The 14,405-nt window shown below is 62.1% G+C and carries 13 protein-coding genes; 8 read left to right on the forward strand and 5 right to left on the reverse strand.

The window, feature by feature from the left end:
- Positions 1-82: 82 nt before the first annotated feature.
- A complete protein-coding gene (locus H143_RS0115150; protein WP_019939108.1) occupies positions 83-463 on the reverse strand; it encodes a flagellar protein FlaG in 381 nt (126 codons plus the stop codon).
- A gap of 292 nt (positions 464-755) precedes the next feature.
- Between H143_RS0115150 and folC the strand changes: the two genes are divergently transcribed.
- Genes folC through H143_RS0115175 form a run of 5 tightly spaced genes read left to right on the forward strand, consistent with a single transcriptional unit; the run spans position 756 to position 6,731 of the window.
- Entirely contained in the window at positions 756-2,066 is a 1,311-nt protein-coding gene (folC, locus tag H143_RS0115155; RefSeq protein WP_019939109.1) for a bifunctional tetrahydrofolate synthase/dihydrofolate synthase, read from the forward strand.
- A 59-nt stretch (positions 2,067-2,125) separates the two neighbouring features.
- Positions 2,126-2,947, forward strand: coding sequence for an SPOR domain-containing protein (locus tag H143_RS0115160; protein ID WP_026350109.1), 822 nt, complete (start codon positions 2,126-2,128; stop codon positions 2,945-2,947).
- Positions 2,944-3,456, forward strand: a complete 513-nt coding sequence (locus H143_RS0115165; protein ID WP_019939111.1) for a CvpA family protein — start codon at positions 2,944-2,946, stop codon at positions 3,454-3,456. The genes H143_RS0115160 and H143_RS0115165 overlap by 4 nt, the downstream gene beginning before the upstream one ends.
- A 14-nt stretch (positions 3,457-3,470) precedes the next feature.
- Positions 3,471-4,994, forward strand: coding sequence for an amidophosphoribosyltransferase (gene purF / locus H143_RS0115170; RefSeq protein ID WP_019939112.1), 1,524 nt, complete (start codon positions 3,471-3,473; stop codon positions 4,992-4,994).
- Between the two features lie 12 nt (positions 4,995-5,006).
- On the forward strand, positions 5,007-6,731 hold the full coding sequence (locus tag H143_RS0115175) for a diguanylate cyclase domain-containing protein (RefSeq protein ID WP_026350110.1): 1,725 nt from the start codon (positions 5,007-5,009) through the stop codon (positions 6,729-6,731).
- Between the two features lie 44 nt (positions 6,732-6,775).
- Here the strand turns inward: H143_RS0115175 and H143_RS0115180 are convergent, their stop codons facing one another.
- Genes H143_RS0115180 through map form a run of 4 tightly spaced genes read right to left on the reverse strand, consistent with a single transcriptional unit; the run spans position 6,776 to position 11,518 of the window.
- Positions 6,776-7,252 carry a disulfide bond formation protein B gene (locus tag H143_RS0115180; RefSeq protein WP_026350111.1) on the reverse strand — a complete coding sequence of 159 codons (477 nt, stop codon included), beginning with the start codon at positions 7,250-7,252 and terminating at the stop codon, positions 6,776-6,778.
- A gap of 55 nt (positions 7,253-7,307) precedes the next feature.
- Positions 7,308-8,033, reverse strand: coding sequence for a MarC family protein (locus H143_RS0115185; RefSeq protein WP_019939115.1), 726 nt, complete (start codon positions 8,031-8,033; stop codon positions 7,308-7,310).
- A 37-nt stretch (positions 8,034-8,070) separates the two neighbouring features.
- Positions 8,071-10,674 carry a [protein-PII] uridylyltransferase gene (locus H143_RS0115190; RefSeq protein ID WP_019939116.1) on the reverse strand — a complete coding sequence of 868 codons (2,604 nt, stop codon included), beginning with the start codon at positions 10,672-10,674 and terminating at the stop codon, positions 8,071-8,073.
- A gap of 19 nt (positions 10,675-10,693) precedes the next feature.
- The gene (gene map, locus H143_RS0115195; RefSeq protein ID WP_026350112.1) at positions 10,694-11,518 is read right to left on the reverse strand and encodes a type I methionyl aminopeptidase; all 825 of its coding nucleotides are present in this window, start codon (positions 11,516-11,518) and stop codon (positions 10,694-10,696) included.
- A 268-nt stretch (positions 11,519-11,786) separates the two neighbouring features.
- On the opposite strand from map, the gene rpsB reads away from it, so the two are divergent.
- The 3 genes from rpsB (at position 11,787) to pyrH (ending at position 14,397) form a co-directional block, all read left to right on the forward strand.
- Complete coding sequence (gene rpsB / locus H143_RS0115200; RefSeq protein WP_019939118.1) at positions 11,787-12,533, forward strand: 30S ribosomal protein S2; 747 nt, start codon at positions 11,787-11,789, stop codon at positions 12,531-12,533.
- A 138-nt stretch (positions 12,534-12,671) separates the two neighbouring features.
- Complete coding sequence (tsf, locus tag H143_RS0115205) at positions 12,672-13,562, forward strand: translation elongation factor Ts (RefSeq protein WP_019939119.1); 891 nt, start codon at positions 12,672-12,674, stop codon at positions 13,560-13,562.
- Between the two features lie 115 nt (positions 13,563-13,677).
- Entirely contained in the window at positions 13,678-14,397 is a 720-nt protein-coding gene (gene pyrH, locus H143_RS0115210; RefSeq protein WP_019939120.1) for a UMP kinase, read from the forward strand.
- Positions 14,398-14,405: the final 8 nt, after the last annotated feature.

Here is a 14,405-nt window from a genome sequence, read left to right on the forward strand (position 1 = left end):
CTCAATGCTGGGCGTATCTGATCGGACAGGCAAGAGGGATAAGATGCGCTTTTTCTCGCAAGAGAATGAATCGTTTGCCTGGTCAGGCTACTGTCTTTACGGCGTTGCCCTGGAATTTTGCGATCATCTTGGCAACGCGCAGCATGGTTTCGGAGGGGATGGTGCTGATCGTCTTGCCGGTTTGTGGGTCGATGATGTCAACCACGACCTGATGGGTGTTCGGATCTATGGTGAACTTCATCTTTGTGGACCAAGCCTGCAACTGATCGTTGACCGATTGTAGGGCTTTGTGGACCGAAGATTCCGAGCTGTTCTGTTGCTGTTGCGATGTGGAACCATCCGTGCTGCGCCCTTCAGAAGCGCCAGTGGTCGGAGCGATGGGCTGAGCCGTTGCGGCTATCGTGGCGGCTACCTGCGGCAAGGGGAGTGTCGCGGCGGGGGGGGTGATCGAAAGTATGTCCATGTTTCGCTCCTGATATAGGTGGGCGCGGCATAGCTATTGATACGGTTTCTCGGAATTTTTTACGGCAGGTTCTAAGTAAACTTTAGAAATCGAAGCAAATACTCAGGCGAGATTGTCAATAAACATAAATTATTGAAAATTCAGGGTAATTATCAAGGTGCACGGCACCTTTCCCATGAAACGGCACGCTGCGCGCAGCCTCGGAAGTCCTGCTTCCCGTGGCTACCCCAGGCCGGGACGGGGTCGGCCTGACTGATAAAATGGTGGATCGTCTCCCCTTGCAGTCTTGCCCATGTCCGTCCTCGCCCCCCCCAATGCCGCCACCTCCCTGGATGGCTGGTTGCATTATCTGGAAGTTCTGCACGGCAAGCCGATAGACATGGGATTGGAACGGGTGAGCGAAGTGGCCCGGCGGCTGGATATCCAACTGGACGCGGTCAAGTTCATCGTGGGGGGCACTAATGGCAAGGGGTCGACCTGCGCCATGCTAGAGGCCATGCTGCTGGCCGCGGGCTACAAGGTGGGTCTGTATACGTCGCCGCACCTTATTCATTTCAACGAACGGATCCGCGTCAACGGGGAATTAGTGACAGATAGTGATCTGGTTGCGCAGTTTCACGCCATCGAAGTGGCCCGCGCCCAGGTCAGCCTGTCCTATTTCGAGTACACGACGCTGGCGGCACTACGTCTTTTCTCCCAGAGCCGACTCGACGCCGTGGTGCTCGAGGTGGGGCTGGGCGGGCGCCTGGATGCCGTCAACATCGTCGATGCCGACTGCGCGATCGTTACCAGCGTCGATCTGGATCACATGGACTATCTGGGCGACACCCGGGAGGCCATAGGCTACGAGAAGGCCCATATCTATCGCGCCGACCGGCCAGCCATCTGCAGTGACCCGGTGCCACCCCAGTCCTTGCTGGACTATGCCGGCAAGATCGGCGCAGACCTTTGGCTGTTCGGCCGTGATTTCAATTATTCGGGCGACCGTCAGCAGTGGGCCTATGGCGGACGCAGCCAGCGCCGCGCGGCGCTGGCCTATCCCGCCCTGCGTGGGGCCAATCAGTTGCTCAATGCCTCTGCCGCCCTGGCGGCGCTTGAGTCCGTGCGCGACCGGCTGTCGGTGCCGCAGCAGGCGGTGCGCCAGGGCCTGGCGCAGGCCATGCTGCCGGGGCGCTTCCAGATCCTGCCCGGACAGCCGCTAGTCATTCTCGACGTGGCGCACAATCCGCACGCGGCGGCCGTGCTGGCGCAGAATCTTGACAATATGGGCTATCACCCCTACACCTATGCCGTATTCGGCATGTTGTCGGACAAGGACCTGTCCGGGGTAGTGGCCAAGCTGGGCCGCCGCATCGACCATTGGTATTGCGCAGGGCTGCCGGGGCCGCGTGGCGTCACCGGCGATGCCTTGGCCGGACAGGTACGGGCCGCACTGGCGACGCTGCCGGAGGACGGCGAGGCCCCTAGCGTGCAGGCTTGCCGAGACCCGGCTGCGGCTTATGCGGCAGCGCGAGAAATGGCAGGGGAGAATGATAGAATTCTCGTGTTCGGCTCCTTTCTCACCGTGTCCGCCGTCATGCAGGCGCTAGGCCGATCCACCTGACCGGTTGGCCGGATATCGGGCAGTAAACCGGATAGCAACGACAGACATCGGGCGCCATAATGGGCTTATTCACACGCAAAGAATCCGCCACGACCAGGAAAGGCGAAGTACGGCGGCCACCGGTGTCCAGCGAGATCCAGGCGGCCGAATTGCGCGCCCGCGCCCGCAGGCGTCTGGCCGGCTCCGTGATCCTGGTGCTAGCCGCTGTCATTATTTTGCCCATGGTGCTGGACTCACGTCCTGCGCAGGTGGCCGACGATGTCTCGGTGCGCATTCCCGGCAAGGATGCGCCTTATCAGCCTGCGGTATCCGATCCCCAGGCGCAGCAGTCCGCCCAGGGCGGAACGCCTGCACCCGCAGCTCAGCCCGCATCTGGCGTAGTTAACCCTGCGCCCGCTGCAGGCAGTTCCCCGGCCTCGTCTGCCGCAACGCCTGCGGCGCTCATACCCGAAGCGCCTGCCATGGCCGACCTGCAGCGTTCCGAGGCCAAGCAGGACCCGAAGTCACAGCCCAAACCCGCCGAAAGCAAGCTGCCGGAAATCAAGCCTGCTCCGGTGATGCGCACCGATGACGGATCGGTCGCCATTGCGCTGCTCGAAGGCCGCAAGCCGCCCGTCTCCGCACCCGTCAAGCCGGCTCAGAGCGCCGGCAACTATGTGCTGCAGATCGCGGCCTACAGCGCGCAGTCCGATGCTCAGTCACGCTATGCGAAGCTGCGCCAGTCGGGCATTACCAACGCGTATATCGAGCCTTTTACCTCGGGCGGCAAATCCCAGTATCGTCTGCGCGTGGGTCCGTTCCCCTCGCGCGACGCAGCCCAGGCCGCCCAGGCGCGCCTACGCGCTTTGGGTTATGACAACGGCTTCATCGCGACGCAGTGACCGGGTTCGATTTCGCCGTTCTGGGCATACTGGCCGCCTCGGGCGTACTGGGGTTGGCGCGAGGCCTTTTAAAGGAATTGTTGTCGCTGGTTGCATATGTGCTGGCGTTCGTTGCCGCGATATGGTGGGGGGGCGTCGCTTCCGGCTGGCTGGTCCATCTGATAGATAATCCGCTGCTGCGTGCGGGGACGGCATATGCTGCGGTATTCATCGCGACATTGCTAGCCGTGGGCCTGGTCAATATGGCATTGGCCGCGCTGATTCGCGTGACGGGCTTGTCCCCCGCCGATCACGGCCTGGGCGGTATTTTTGGCCTGATCAGGGGGCTGCTCATCATCCTGACTCTGGTGGTGGTATGCGGATACACCACATTGCCTAAGGAGCCTTGGTGGCAGGAGGCGAAATTCTCGCCCCTGGCAGTTGAGGCGGTACAACAGATCACATTGCGGCTGCCTCGTTCGCTGGCGCAATTGCTGCCGCCAAACACGCAGTATTCGAGCATCAATTAAGTAAGGAACTCACCATGTGCGGAATCGTCGGGGTCATCGGGCGCGGGCCGATCAATCAGTTGCTCTACGACAGCCTGCTGCTGCTGCAGCACCGAGGGCAAGACGCCGCAGGTATTGCTACGTCGCACGGTAACCACTTCAACATGTTCAAGGCCCACGGCCTGGTACGTGACGTGTTCCGCACTCGCAACATGCGCTCGCTGCCCGGTAGCAGCGGTATAGGCCAGGTCCGCTATCCCACGGCCGGTTCCAGCGACAGCGAGGAAGAGGCCCAGCCCTTCTACGTGAATGCGCCGTTCGGCATTATGTTCGCGCACAACGGCAATCTGACCAATTGGCGCGAACTGCGCGAATCGCTCTATCGCGTGGATCGGCGTCACATCAATACGAATTCCGATTCCGAGGTGTTACTCAACGTGCTGGCGCACGAGCTGCAGTCGGCGGCCGGCGGCACGTCGCTGGACGACGATGCGATTTTTCGCGCCGTGTCCATGGTGCACAAGCGCGCGCGTGGCGCCTATGCGGTCGTGGCACAGATCTCGGGCTACGGCCTGCTGACTTTCCGTGATCCGTACGGCATACGTCCGTTGTGCCTGGGCAAGCTGGAGACCGAAGAAGGCGTGGAGTGGATGGCTGCCTCGGAATCCGTGGCCCTGGAGGGCAGCGGTTTCAGCTTCGTGCGCGATGTGCTGCCCGGCGAGGCGGTGTTCATCGATCTGGATGGCCGCGTGGTCAGCCGCCAGTGCGCCGACAATCCGCAGCTTTCGCCCTGTGTATTCGAATATGTGTATTTCGCCCGTCCCGATTCCCTGATCGACGGCGTATCGGTGTATGACGCCCGCCTGCGTATGGGCGAGTACCTGGCCGACAAGGTGGCGCGCACCATGCGCCTGGGCGATATCGACGTGGTCATGCCCATTCCCGACTCGTCGCGTCCGGCCGCCATGCAGCTGGCCTCGCGCCTGAACTTGAACTACCGCGAAGGACTCATCAAGAACCGCTACGTGGGCCGCACTTTTATCATGCCGGGCCAGGCCGTGCGCAAGAAGTCCGTGCGCCAGAAGCTCAATACCATAGGCATGGAGTTCAAGGGCAAGAACGTGCTGCTGGTTGACGATTCGATTGTGCGCGGCACGACCAGCCGCGAAATCGTCGACATGGCGCGCGCCGCCGGCGCGAACAAAGTGTATTTCGCCTCCGCTGCGCCGCCGGTGCGCTTTCCCAATGTGTATGGCATCGACATGCCCACTCCTCAGGAGTTGATCGCCACGGGGCGCAGCGATGAGGAGATCGCGCGCACCATCGGTGTGGACGGCCTGATCTATCAAGACCTGAGCGATCTGCAACAAGCCATCCGCGATCTGAATCCGGCCTTGCAGCGCGTAGAGGCCTCCTGCTTCGACGGCCAGTACGTCACCGGGGACATCACGCCCGAATACCTGGCCCGCCTGAGCCAGTCGCGCGGCGGCAGCTCCGGAGACGAGGAAGCTTGCGGCGGCTTGCAGTTCAATATGGGCCATGTGACCAGCGACGCTTGAGTTTCCAAGTCCGTGGACCGTAGACGATCCTCACTGCGACTCTCGCTGATCCTGCCCTTCGTGGTGCTGATTTCAGTGCTGACGGGCGTGCTTGGCGTGTTGTGGTATTGGACTGAAAGCATGACCGTTTCCGGGCTGTCCAAGCAGCTCATGGCGCAAATGACCGATCGCATCGCCCAGGCGATCGGGCAGGATGTCCGCTATTCCGGTGCCGTGCTCGAGGCGGCCTTCCCCGAAGGGCTGCCCGAAGCCGCTGACATCGGCAGTGATCTGAGCGGCTTGCAAAAGCGGCTATGGACTGCGGCGTCGCTGCGTGCAACGGTGTACTCCCCCGTGTATTACGGCAATATCGCCGGCCAGAGCATCGGTCTGCTGCGCAAGGACGGGAACCACGCCGAGATCCGGCTCAATACCCAGCCCGGCCAGCCGCGCCAGCGTTTCTCGCTCGACGGCATTACCGGCACGCCGACGCGAATTTTTTCCGATACCAAGGTCTTCGATCCACGCACCCGCCTCTGGTTCAAGCTCGCAAGCCATGCCGACGGCCCGGTCTGGACGCCGGTGTACATCGATTTCGACAAACACGACCTGGTGATGACGCTCGCTCGGCGTGTCCTGTCCAAGACGGGCGAGTTTGAAGGCGTCGTCGCGACGGATGTGTTCCTGCATGCGTTGCAGCGTTTCGTGGATCGGCTGCCCTTGATTCGTGGCGGACAGATATTCATCCTGGAACCGAATGGCGCCTTGATCGCCGCGTCGGACACATCCAATGTCCGGCTCGATTCAAATGGCGGACTTGAGCGCGTTTACGCCGGCACAAGCGGTGATCCGATGTTCGAGGCCGTCTATGCGAAACTGCGGCCGATCTTTGCGCAGTCTGGCGCGCCCACGGGTACGGCCCTGGCAAGCGATGCGCACGACGGGAAAATTCAGATCGCGTATACGCACATCCTGGACAAGGGCGGCCTGAACTGGATCGCCGTGGTGGCGATTCCCGAGGAAAACATGCTCGCTGCCGTTCGCCGGAACGTGATCTTGGTGCTTGCGCTGGGCATGCTTGCGCTGGGCCTTGCGCTGGCCATGGGCCTGTACCTATTCAACGGAATCGCCAAGGACATGCGCAAGCTCGCTCATGCGGTACGCCAGGTAGGCCAGGGAGAAATCAATGCGCGGATCCACGTCGACCGCAACGACGAGATCGGTGAATTGGCGCATAACTTCGACCATATGCGTGACAGCCTGTTTACCGATAAGCTCACCGGCTGCGCGAACCGCGACGCCTTGCAGCATATCCTCGCCATGTTCATGCGCAAGGCCGAGGACGGGCGTTCTGCGCGGCCTTTCGCCTTGTTTTTCATCGATCTGAACCGCTTCAAGCCGCTCAATGATCGATGGGGCCATGAAAATGGCGATCGCGCCCTGACTGAAGTCACGCAGCGTATCAAGGGCGAGCTGCACAAGCGTAGCGTGCTCGTCCGATGGGGGGGAGACGAGTTCGTCGCGGTGCTGCCGGACGTGGACGACGATGCGAAGGCAGTCTGCGAGCGCAGGCGCCTGGAATCCGTTCTCGAACCGGCGCTCACCACACTGGAAGACATTCCGGCAGGCGAGGAAGTATTTATTGGCGCCTCGATCGGATATGCGCTGTATCCGCGCGATGGCGATGATCCGCAGACCTTGCTGCGGCATGCAGATCAGGAAATGTACCGGCGCAAAAATACCGTTGCGCGCAGCTGAAATACCCGTATGCCGCAACCGCGGGCGGGCTGACCACAAAAACTTCAGCGGCGTTTCATAAATGCCGCCAGCGCGACTAGCAGGATGATCGCAAAGAGCGCCATGCTCCATACGACATACTGCACGCCCAACACCGTAACCATGGCGTCTTTGCACATGGCATAGATGCCGAATAGCGTGGGGACCGATGCATCCAGTCCCAGCCCGCTGATGAAGCGGTCGGCGAAGGTCTGCGCGCAGGTTTCCAGGTGCGAGGCCACACTGTATTGATACCAGCCGGCGACCATGCCGCCGGCAGACAGCAACACGGTCAGCAAGGTGGCCAGCTTGGCAGCCAGGCGGCCGCCGACCAGCCCGAGCACGGCCAATAAGCCGATCACCAGGTAGATCAGGCGCTGCAACACGCACCATGCGCAAGGCTGCATGAAGAAGACGTATTGCGACACCAGCGCCACGGCCAGGGCGCCGAAGGAGAACAGCGCAATCAAGACCAGGGGCAGTCGATTGCGGGAAGACGATATGGCATTCATATATGGGGGGCTGAGGAAAGTAATGAGTTCGAGATTTGAATCCGCACTATGAGGCCGAAGATGCGTGCAGGGCCATATGCTGCGCATCCTGAATCAGACCCAGGAACAGATCGTGGGCTCCGTCCCAGCATATCTGTACGCCCAGGCACAGCAGCACGAAGGCCGACATGCGCATGAAAATGGCCGTACCGTTGGCGCCCAGCTTGCTCAACAGGGGTTCGCCAAAGCGCAGGCAAAGAAACAGGACCCAACCCACCGCCAGCAGGCCGGGCAGGGCGCCTGCGTATTGAATCGCGTTCAGCAGCGGCGACGGGTTCTGACCGCGCAGCGAGGCGCCCACGGTGATGGCCGTAGAAATGCAGCCCGGGCCCACGCAGATGGGAAAGGCCAGCGGATAGAAAGCCCGCGCACGCGCGATTTCGGGAGTGAAGACCTCGGCCATCCGGGCCTTGTCTTCGGTGTCGGCATCGGCCGAGTTCACCAGCCGCCAGCCGCTGTAAATAACCAATAGCCCGCCGCCCACGCGAACGGCGGCCAAAGATATACCGAAAAAGCCGAGCACTACGTTGCCCGCGATGAGCGAGCCGATCATCAGCAGGGTGGCATTGATGCTTACGCGGCGAGCCAGGTCGACGCGCGTGGCGTGCGAGGCGCCGTCGGTCAAGGTCAGGAAAATAGGTGCGACAGCAGGTGGGTTCAGAATGGGCAGCAACGTGGCGAAGGCCAGAAAGAAGCTGCGTCCGAAGGCTGAGGCGTAGTCGTAGAAGGCCATGCGGATAGGGGCCGGGAAAGTGTGCGAAGCATTGTACTCACATGGGGCCGGCCAGCGGCGCGAAGTCTTGCTGCGTTTCTTCGCCGGCCAACGCTTGCAGCACATCGCGTTCGAACTGCATCTGGACGCGCGGCCGATCCAGAGTGGGACCCGAAATGATGAAAACGTCTTCCACGCGATCCCCCAGCGTCATGACCTTGGCCATGATCAGACTGATTTCGTTCCGGGAGAAGACCCTGGCCAGCGCGTGAAGCAGCCCGGGCCGATCGGTGGCCGTTACCATCAAACGCCAGGACTGGCTGCGTTCGTCGGGTTGCAGTTCGGCCTGGGGCACGATGGGGAAGGCCTTGGAGCGGCGCGATTGGCGCGTACGCGCGCCGCTGGGCGGCGCCGCGTTGGCATGGGTCAATCTTTCGGCCAGCTCGTGTTCCACCAGGGATGCGAGCGAGCGCAAATCACTGCCGTTCTCCTGTGGCAGGACGATATAACTGTCCAGCGCCCAGCCATGCCGGGTGGTATGCACGCGCGCATCCTGGATGCTGAGCGACTTGCTGTCGAAATACCCGCAGGTATTGACAAAGAGCTGCGGCACATCGCGCGTGTAGACCATGACCTGCAGGCCTTCCGCGTGCTCGGTCGGACGCACGCGCACCACGGGTTTGCCCGGGGCGCTCTGATAGTAGAGATGACGCGTGTGCCAGGCGATCTCCGAAGGCTCGTGGCGCAAGAAATAAGCCACGTCCAGTTGCTGCCAGAATTGGTCGCGTTCGGTGTCGGTCAGGCCGGCCAGGCGGGTCAGTCGCGTGGCCTCATCGCGGCGCTGTGACAGGACGGTGCCGGTGTCCACGCGCCTGCCGCCCAGCCTTTCCAGCGTCAGGCGGTACAGGTCTTCGAGTAGCTTGCCTTTCCAGGCATTCCAGACCTTCGGGCTGGTGCCGCGAATGTCCGCCACCGTCAGAAGATAGAGTGCGGTCAGGTGCCGCTCGTCGTGCACCTGGCGGGTGAATTCTTCGATGACGGCCGGGTCAGATAGGTCGCGCTTTTGCGCCACGGCCGACATCAACAGATGGTTGCGCACCAGGAATTCGACCAGTTCGGCGTCCTCGGCAGACAGTCCGTGCTGCTTGGCGAAGCGGCGCACCTCGACGGCGCCCAGCTGGGAATGATCACCGCCTCGGCCTTTGGCGATGTCGTGAAACAGTGCGGCTACGTAGAGCAGCCAATGCTTTTCCAGTCCGGCGACCAACTGGCTGGCAAGCGGGTATTCCTGCGCGTGCTCGGGCATGGTGAAGCGGCGCACGTTGCGCAGCACCTGCAACGTATGCTGATCTACCGTGTAGACATGGAACAGGTCATGCTGCATCTGGCCCACAATGCGCTTGAACACGGGAAGATAGCGGGGCAGCACGCCAAGCATGGCCATGCGACGCAGTTCGTGCACGATGCCTTGAGGCTGCTGCAGGATTTCCAGGAACAGGCGATGGTTGGCCGGATCTTTGCGAAAGTCCGCGTCGATGCGGCCGCGCGCGTGCCAGATGGCCCGCATGGTGCGCGCCGACATGCCGGTCAGCGTGAGGTGCTGCTGCATGACCAGAAAGGCGCGCAGCATGAGGCTGGGATTGCGCTCGAAGGCATCGTCGCTGACGATGTCCAAGCGCTCGTGCAATTGGCGAAAATCGGTGTCGATGACAATCGCTTCGCTGTCGGGCCGCGGGAAGAGGCGCTCTTCAATGTTCTGCACCAGGATTACGTTCAGCTGTGTCACCTGGCCCGCGGCGCGGTAGTAGCGCTGCATGAGTAGTTCGCTGGCGCGGCGGGTGGCCGTGTCTGCGATGCCGTATACCTGCGCCAAGCCCGGCTGCAGGTCGAACAGCAGCCTGTCCTCGCGGCGGCTGGCAAGTAGGTGCAGCTCGATGCGCAGGCGCTTGAGCGCCTGCTCGGCGCTGCGCAGCGTGCGCGCCTCGGTCGGCGTGAGAAGGCCTGCCTGGGCGATCTGGCCCCAGCCACGGCCGAAGTTGGCGGCGCGCGCCATCCATAGAATCACCTGCAGATCGCGCAAGCCGCCAGGCGATTCCTTGCAGTTCGGTTCCAGCGCGTAGGGCGTTTCCTGATGGCGGGCATGGCGTTGCTGCAATTCGACCCGCTTGGCCAGGAAAAAAGTACGTGCATCCAGGCAATCGGCCATGGCCGATCCGAAACGCCTGAAAAGACTGCGGCTGCCAGCCAGCCAGCGCGACTCGAGAAGCGCAGTTTCCACGGTGATGTCGGCCTGAGCCTCGCGTTCACAGTCCTCAATGGTGCGCACGCTGTGGCCGGGTTCCAGGCCGAGGTCCCAGAGCGATGCGACGAGTCCTTCGACGGCGGCTTCGTCGGCGGATGAGGGCGCCTGCGGCAGCAGGATGAGCAAGTCGACATCGGAGTGCGGATAGAGTTCGCCGCGGCCATATCCGCCTACGGCAGCCAGGGCAGCCCCTGCAGGCAATGGGCGCAGCGTCAGCAGGTCGCGCAGGGCCTGGTCGACGGCGCGGCGCAGGTCAGCCAGCAGCGTGTCGGCGCGGCCGTGGTCGCGGAATCGGGCAATGGCGGCGGCGCGCGCCGCCTGTACCTGGGACTTGATCTGGGCAAGCTCGGTGAAGCTCATGCGAACGGCGGGGGCGGAATCAGGCGAGGGCGGGAACGGCCAGAGGCTCGGTGATGAAGGCCGGAGGCTGCGGCACGCCGGGCGAGACGGTCAGCACTTCGTAGCCAGTCTCGGTCACCAGGACGGAGTGTTCCCATTGCGCCGACAGGCTGTGATCACGCGTGACCACCGTCCAGCCGTCGGACAGGTTGCGAATTTCCTTGCGGCCGGCGTTGACCATGGGTTCAATGGTGAAGATCATGCCCGGCACCAGCTTGATACCCATGCCCGGCTTGCCGTAGTGCAGAATTTGCGGATCCTGGTGAAAGCGCCGGCCCACGCCGTGGCCGCAGTATTCGCGCACGATGGAAAAGCCGGCAGCCTCACCGTGTCTCTGGATGGCATGACCGATGTCGCCCAGCGTGGCGCCGGGGCGCACCTGCTGGATGCCCTTCCACATGCATTCGAAGGTGGTTTCCATCAGACGGCGCGACAGGATCGATTGTTCGCCCACGGCGTACATGCGGCTGGTGTCGCCGAACCAGCCATCCTTGATGATGGTGACGTCCAGGTTGATGGAGTCGCCGTTCTTGAGGATTTTGTCGCCCGGAATGCCGTGGCAGATCACATGGTTGACGGAGGTGCAGATCGCGCCCGGGAAGGGCGGGTAGCCAGGGGGCGCATAGCCCACGGTGGCCGACTTCACCTTGAGTTCGTCGGTGAGGTATTCCATGCACAGGCGGTCGAGTTCGCCGGTGGTGACGCCCGGTTTGACGAAGGGCGTGAGGTAATCCAGGATGAGTGCGGCGTCCTGGCAGGCGGCGCGCATCTTGGCCAGGTCGGCCGGGTCGGTGATGAGTTCGATTGCCATGGCGTGTCCAGCTGAATTTTGGCGATTTGTCCCGGTTTTCGGAACGGGGTTTAAGGCCCGTAGGCAATCCACTTGAGGGATTGCCCTGGAAAATAGTAGAATTATAGGCTTTCCGGCGCATGGCCCAAGGTTTATCCCTCAGATAAAGCCCTAAAGCCTGGCGCCAAATCCCGCACCTTGCCAACCAGGGTGCCCGTTGCCGATTCAACAGTAGGCGTATGGGTGCTGGCGAGCGTGCAAGTCCAAACCCTAGGAGAACATTATGTCCCTTATGCGTGAAATGCTCGAAGCCGGCGTCCACTTTGGTCACCAGACCCGTTACTGGAACCCGAAGATGGCCCCCTACATCTTTGGCAGCCGCAACAAGATTCACATCATCAACCTGGAAAAGACGGTTGAGAAGTACCTTGATGCCACCAAGTTCGTGAAGCAGCTGTCTGCCCGAGGCGGCAATGTCCTGTTCGTAGGCACCAAGCGCGCCGCGCGCGAATTGGTCGCCTCGGAAGCCGCCCGTGCCGGCATGCCTTACGTCGATGCCCGCTGGCTCGGCGGCATGCTGACCAACTTCAAGACGGTCAAGGCTTCGATCAAGCGTTTGAAGGACATGGAAGCGATCGTTGCCGAGGGTGGCGCAGAGCGCATGATCAAGAAGGAAGGTCTTCTGTTCCAGCGCGAACTGGATAAGCTGAACAAGTCGATCGGCGGCATCAAGGACATGACCACGCTGCCCGAAGCCTTGTTCGTGATCGACGTGGGCTATCACAAGATCGCCGTGGCTGAAGCCCGCACCCTGGGCATCCCGGTCGTGGCCGTGGTCGATACCAACCACGCTCCCGACGGCGTGGATTACATCATCCCCGGCAACGACGACTCGGCCAAGGCCATCGCGCTGTACACCAAGGGCATCGCCGATGCGGTCATCGAAGGCCGCCAGCAGAACCTGAGCGGTCTGGTCGAGGAAATCGAAGGCCAGGAAGAGTTTGTCGAAGTGCAGGACAACCAGGCCTGAGCCTGTCAGGTCCGGCGGCCGGTCCTGAGGGATAGGCCGCCAGGATCTGGCGCCGCGACAGCCGTTGGCGCTTGACCCCCGAAGTATCATTTCTGCCCCGGCCAGACCGGGGCATGTCTTACGAAATTTGGAGCAAACATGGCTGAAATTACCGCTGCCCTGGTCAAGGAACTGCGCGAAAAGACCGACGCGCCCATGATGGAATGCAAGAAGGCCCTGACCGAGGCCGCCGGCGACCTGGCCAAGGCTGAAGAGATCCTGCGCGTCAAACTGGGCAACAAGGCCAGCAAGGCCGCCACCCGTGTGACCGCCGAGGGCCTGATCGGTCTGTACATTTCGGCCGACGCCAAGCAGGGCGCCGTGATCGAAGTCAATTGCGAAACCGACTTCGTCGCCAAGAACGACGATTTCGTTGCTTTCGTCAACGGCCTGGCCAAGCTGGTCGCCGAGCGCAACCCTGCCGATGTGGCCGCCTTGTCGGCCTTGCCGTATGTGGGACCCGCTGGCGAAGGTACGGTCGAGTCGACCCGCACCGCCCTGATCGGCAAGATCGGCGAAAACTTGAGCATCCGCCGCTTCGAACGCATCCAGACGCCCGACGCGCTGGCCAGCTATGTGCACAGCGGCCGCATTGGCGTGTTGGTCGAGTTCGCCGGCGACAATGAAGTGGGCAAGGACCTGGCCATGCACATTGCCGCCACCAAGCCCAAGGCCCTGAATGCCGACGGCGTGCCCGCCGCCGACATCGCCACCGAACGTTCGGTCGCCGAAGCCAAGGCCGCCGAGTCGGGAAAACCTGCCGATATCGTCGCTAAGATGGTCGACGGATCGATCGCCAAATTCCTGAAGGAAGTCACGCTGCTGTCGCAGCCCTTCGTCAAGAACGACAAGCAGACCGTCGAACAGATGCTCAAGGAAAAGAAGGCATCGATCAGCAAGTTCGTGCTGTTCGTGGTGGGCGAGGGCATCGAGAAGAAGGTCACCGACTTCGCTGCCGAAGTGGCCGCCGCCGCTGCCGGGCAAGCCTGATAAACGGCATTACCGCGGGCCGGCGCGGGGGCGCCAGGGGCTTGTGGCCCGGTGCCCCGCTCCGGCCCGTTTCTTGTCTTACACTTTCGTCGGAACCGTTCCCAGGGGCATGCCTATGACCAGCAGCAGATCGTACAACCGGGTTCTCCTCAAGCTTTCCGGCGAAGCCCTGATGGGCGAGGATGCCTTCGGCATCAACCGTAGCACCATCGTGCGCATGACCCAGGAAATCGCCGAGGTCGCATCCACCGGGATCGAACTGGCCATCGTTATCGGCGGGGGCAACATCTTCCGCGGTGTTGCCCCGGGCGCGCAGGGCATGGATCGCGCCACCGCAGACTACATGGGCATGATGGCCACCATCATGAACTCGCTGGCTTTGCAGGATGCGCTCAAGCATCAGGGCGTGGATGCACGCGTACAATCAGCCCTGAACATCGAGCAGGTGGTCGAACCCTATATCCGTCCCAAGGCGCTGCGCTATCTCGAGGAAGGCAAGGTCGTGATCTTCGCGGCCGGCACGGGCAACCCCTTTTTCACCACCGATACCGCGGCGGCGCTGCGCGGCGCCGAGATCGGCGCAGAGATCGTGCTCAAGGCTACCAAGGTCGATGGCATCTACAGCGCCGATCCGAACAAGGATCCGACCGCCACGCGCTATACACGCATCAGCTTCGACGAAGCCATCGTGCGCCGCCTCGAAGTGATGGATGCCACCGCGTTTGCGCTGTGTCGCGACCAGAAACTTCCCATCAAGGTGTTTTCGATCAACAAGCCGGGCGCGCTCAATCGGGTCGTGGCCGGTGAGGACGAAGGCACGCTGGTACACGTATAAAAGAAGGA

It is taken from the genome of Bordetella sp. FB-8 (assembly GCF_000382185.1).
GTDB lineage: Bacteria > Pseudomonadota > Gammaproteobacteria > Burkholderiales > Burkholderiaceae_B > Bordetella.

Excerpts from the sequence above, each read along its gene's own strand:
- rpsB (WP_019939118.1), top strand. The coding sequence starts at position 11,787 with ATGTCCCTTATGCGTGAAATGCTCGAAGCCGGCGTCCACTTTGGTCAC.
- H143_RS0115160 (WP_026350109.1), top strand. The coding sequence starts at position 2,126 with ATGGGCTTATTCACACGCAAAGAATCCGCCACGACCAGGAAAGGCGAA.
- purF (WP_019939112.1), top strand. The coding sequence starts at position 3,471 with ATGTGCGGAATCGTCGGGGTCATCGGGCGCGGGCCGATCAATCAGTTG.
- tsf (WP_019939119.1), top strand. The coding sequence starts at position 12,672 with ATGGCTGAAATTACCGCTGCCCTGGTCAAGGAACTGCGCGAAAAGACC.
- pyrH (WP_019939120.1), top strand. The coding sequence starts at position 13,678 with ATGACCAGCAGCAGATCGTACAACCGGGTTCTCCTCAAGCTTTCCGGC.
- folC (WP_019939109.1), top strand. The coding sequence starts at position 756 with ATGTCCGTCCTCGCCCCCCCCAATGCCGCCACCTCCCTGGATGGCTGG.
- H143_RS0115185 (WP_019939115.1), bottom strand. The coding sequence starts at position 8,033 with ATGGCCTTCTACGACTACGCCTCAGCCTTCGGACGCAGCTTCTTTCTG.
- H143_RS0115190 (WP_019939116.1), bottom strand. The coding sequence starts at position 10,674 with ATGAGCTTCACCGAGCTTGCCCAGATCAAGTCCCAGGTACAGGCGGCG.
- H143_RS0115150 (WP_019939108.1), bottom strand. The coding sequence starts at position 463 with ATGGACATACTTTCGATCACCCCCCCCGCCGCGACACTCCCCTTGCCG.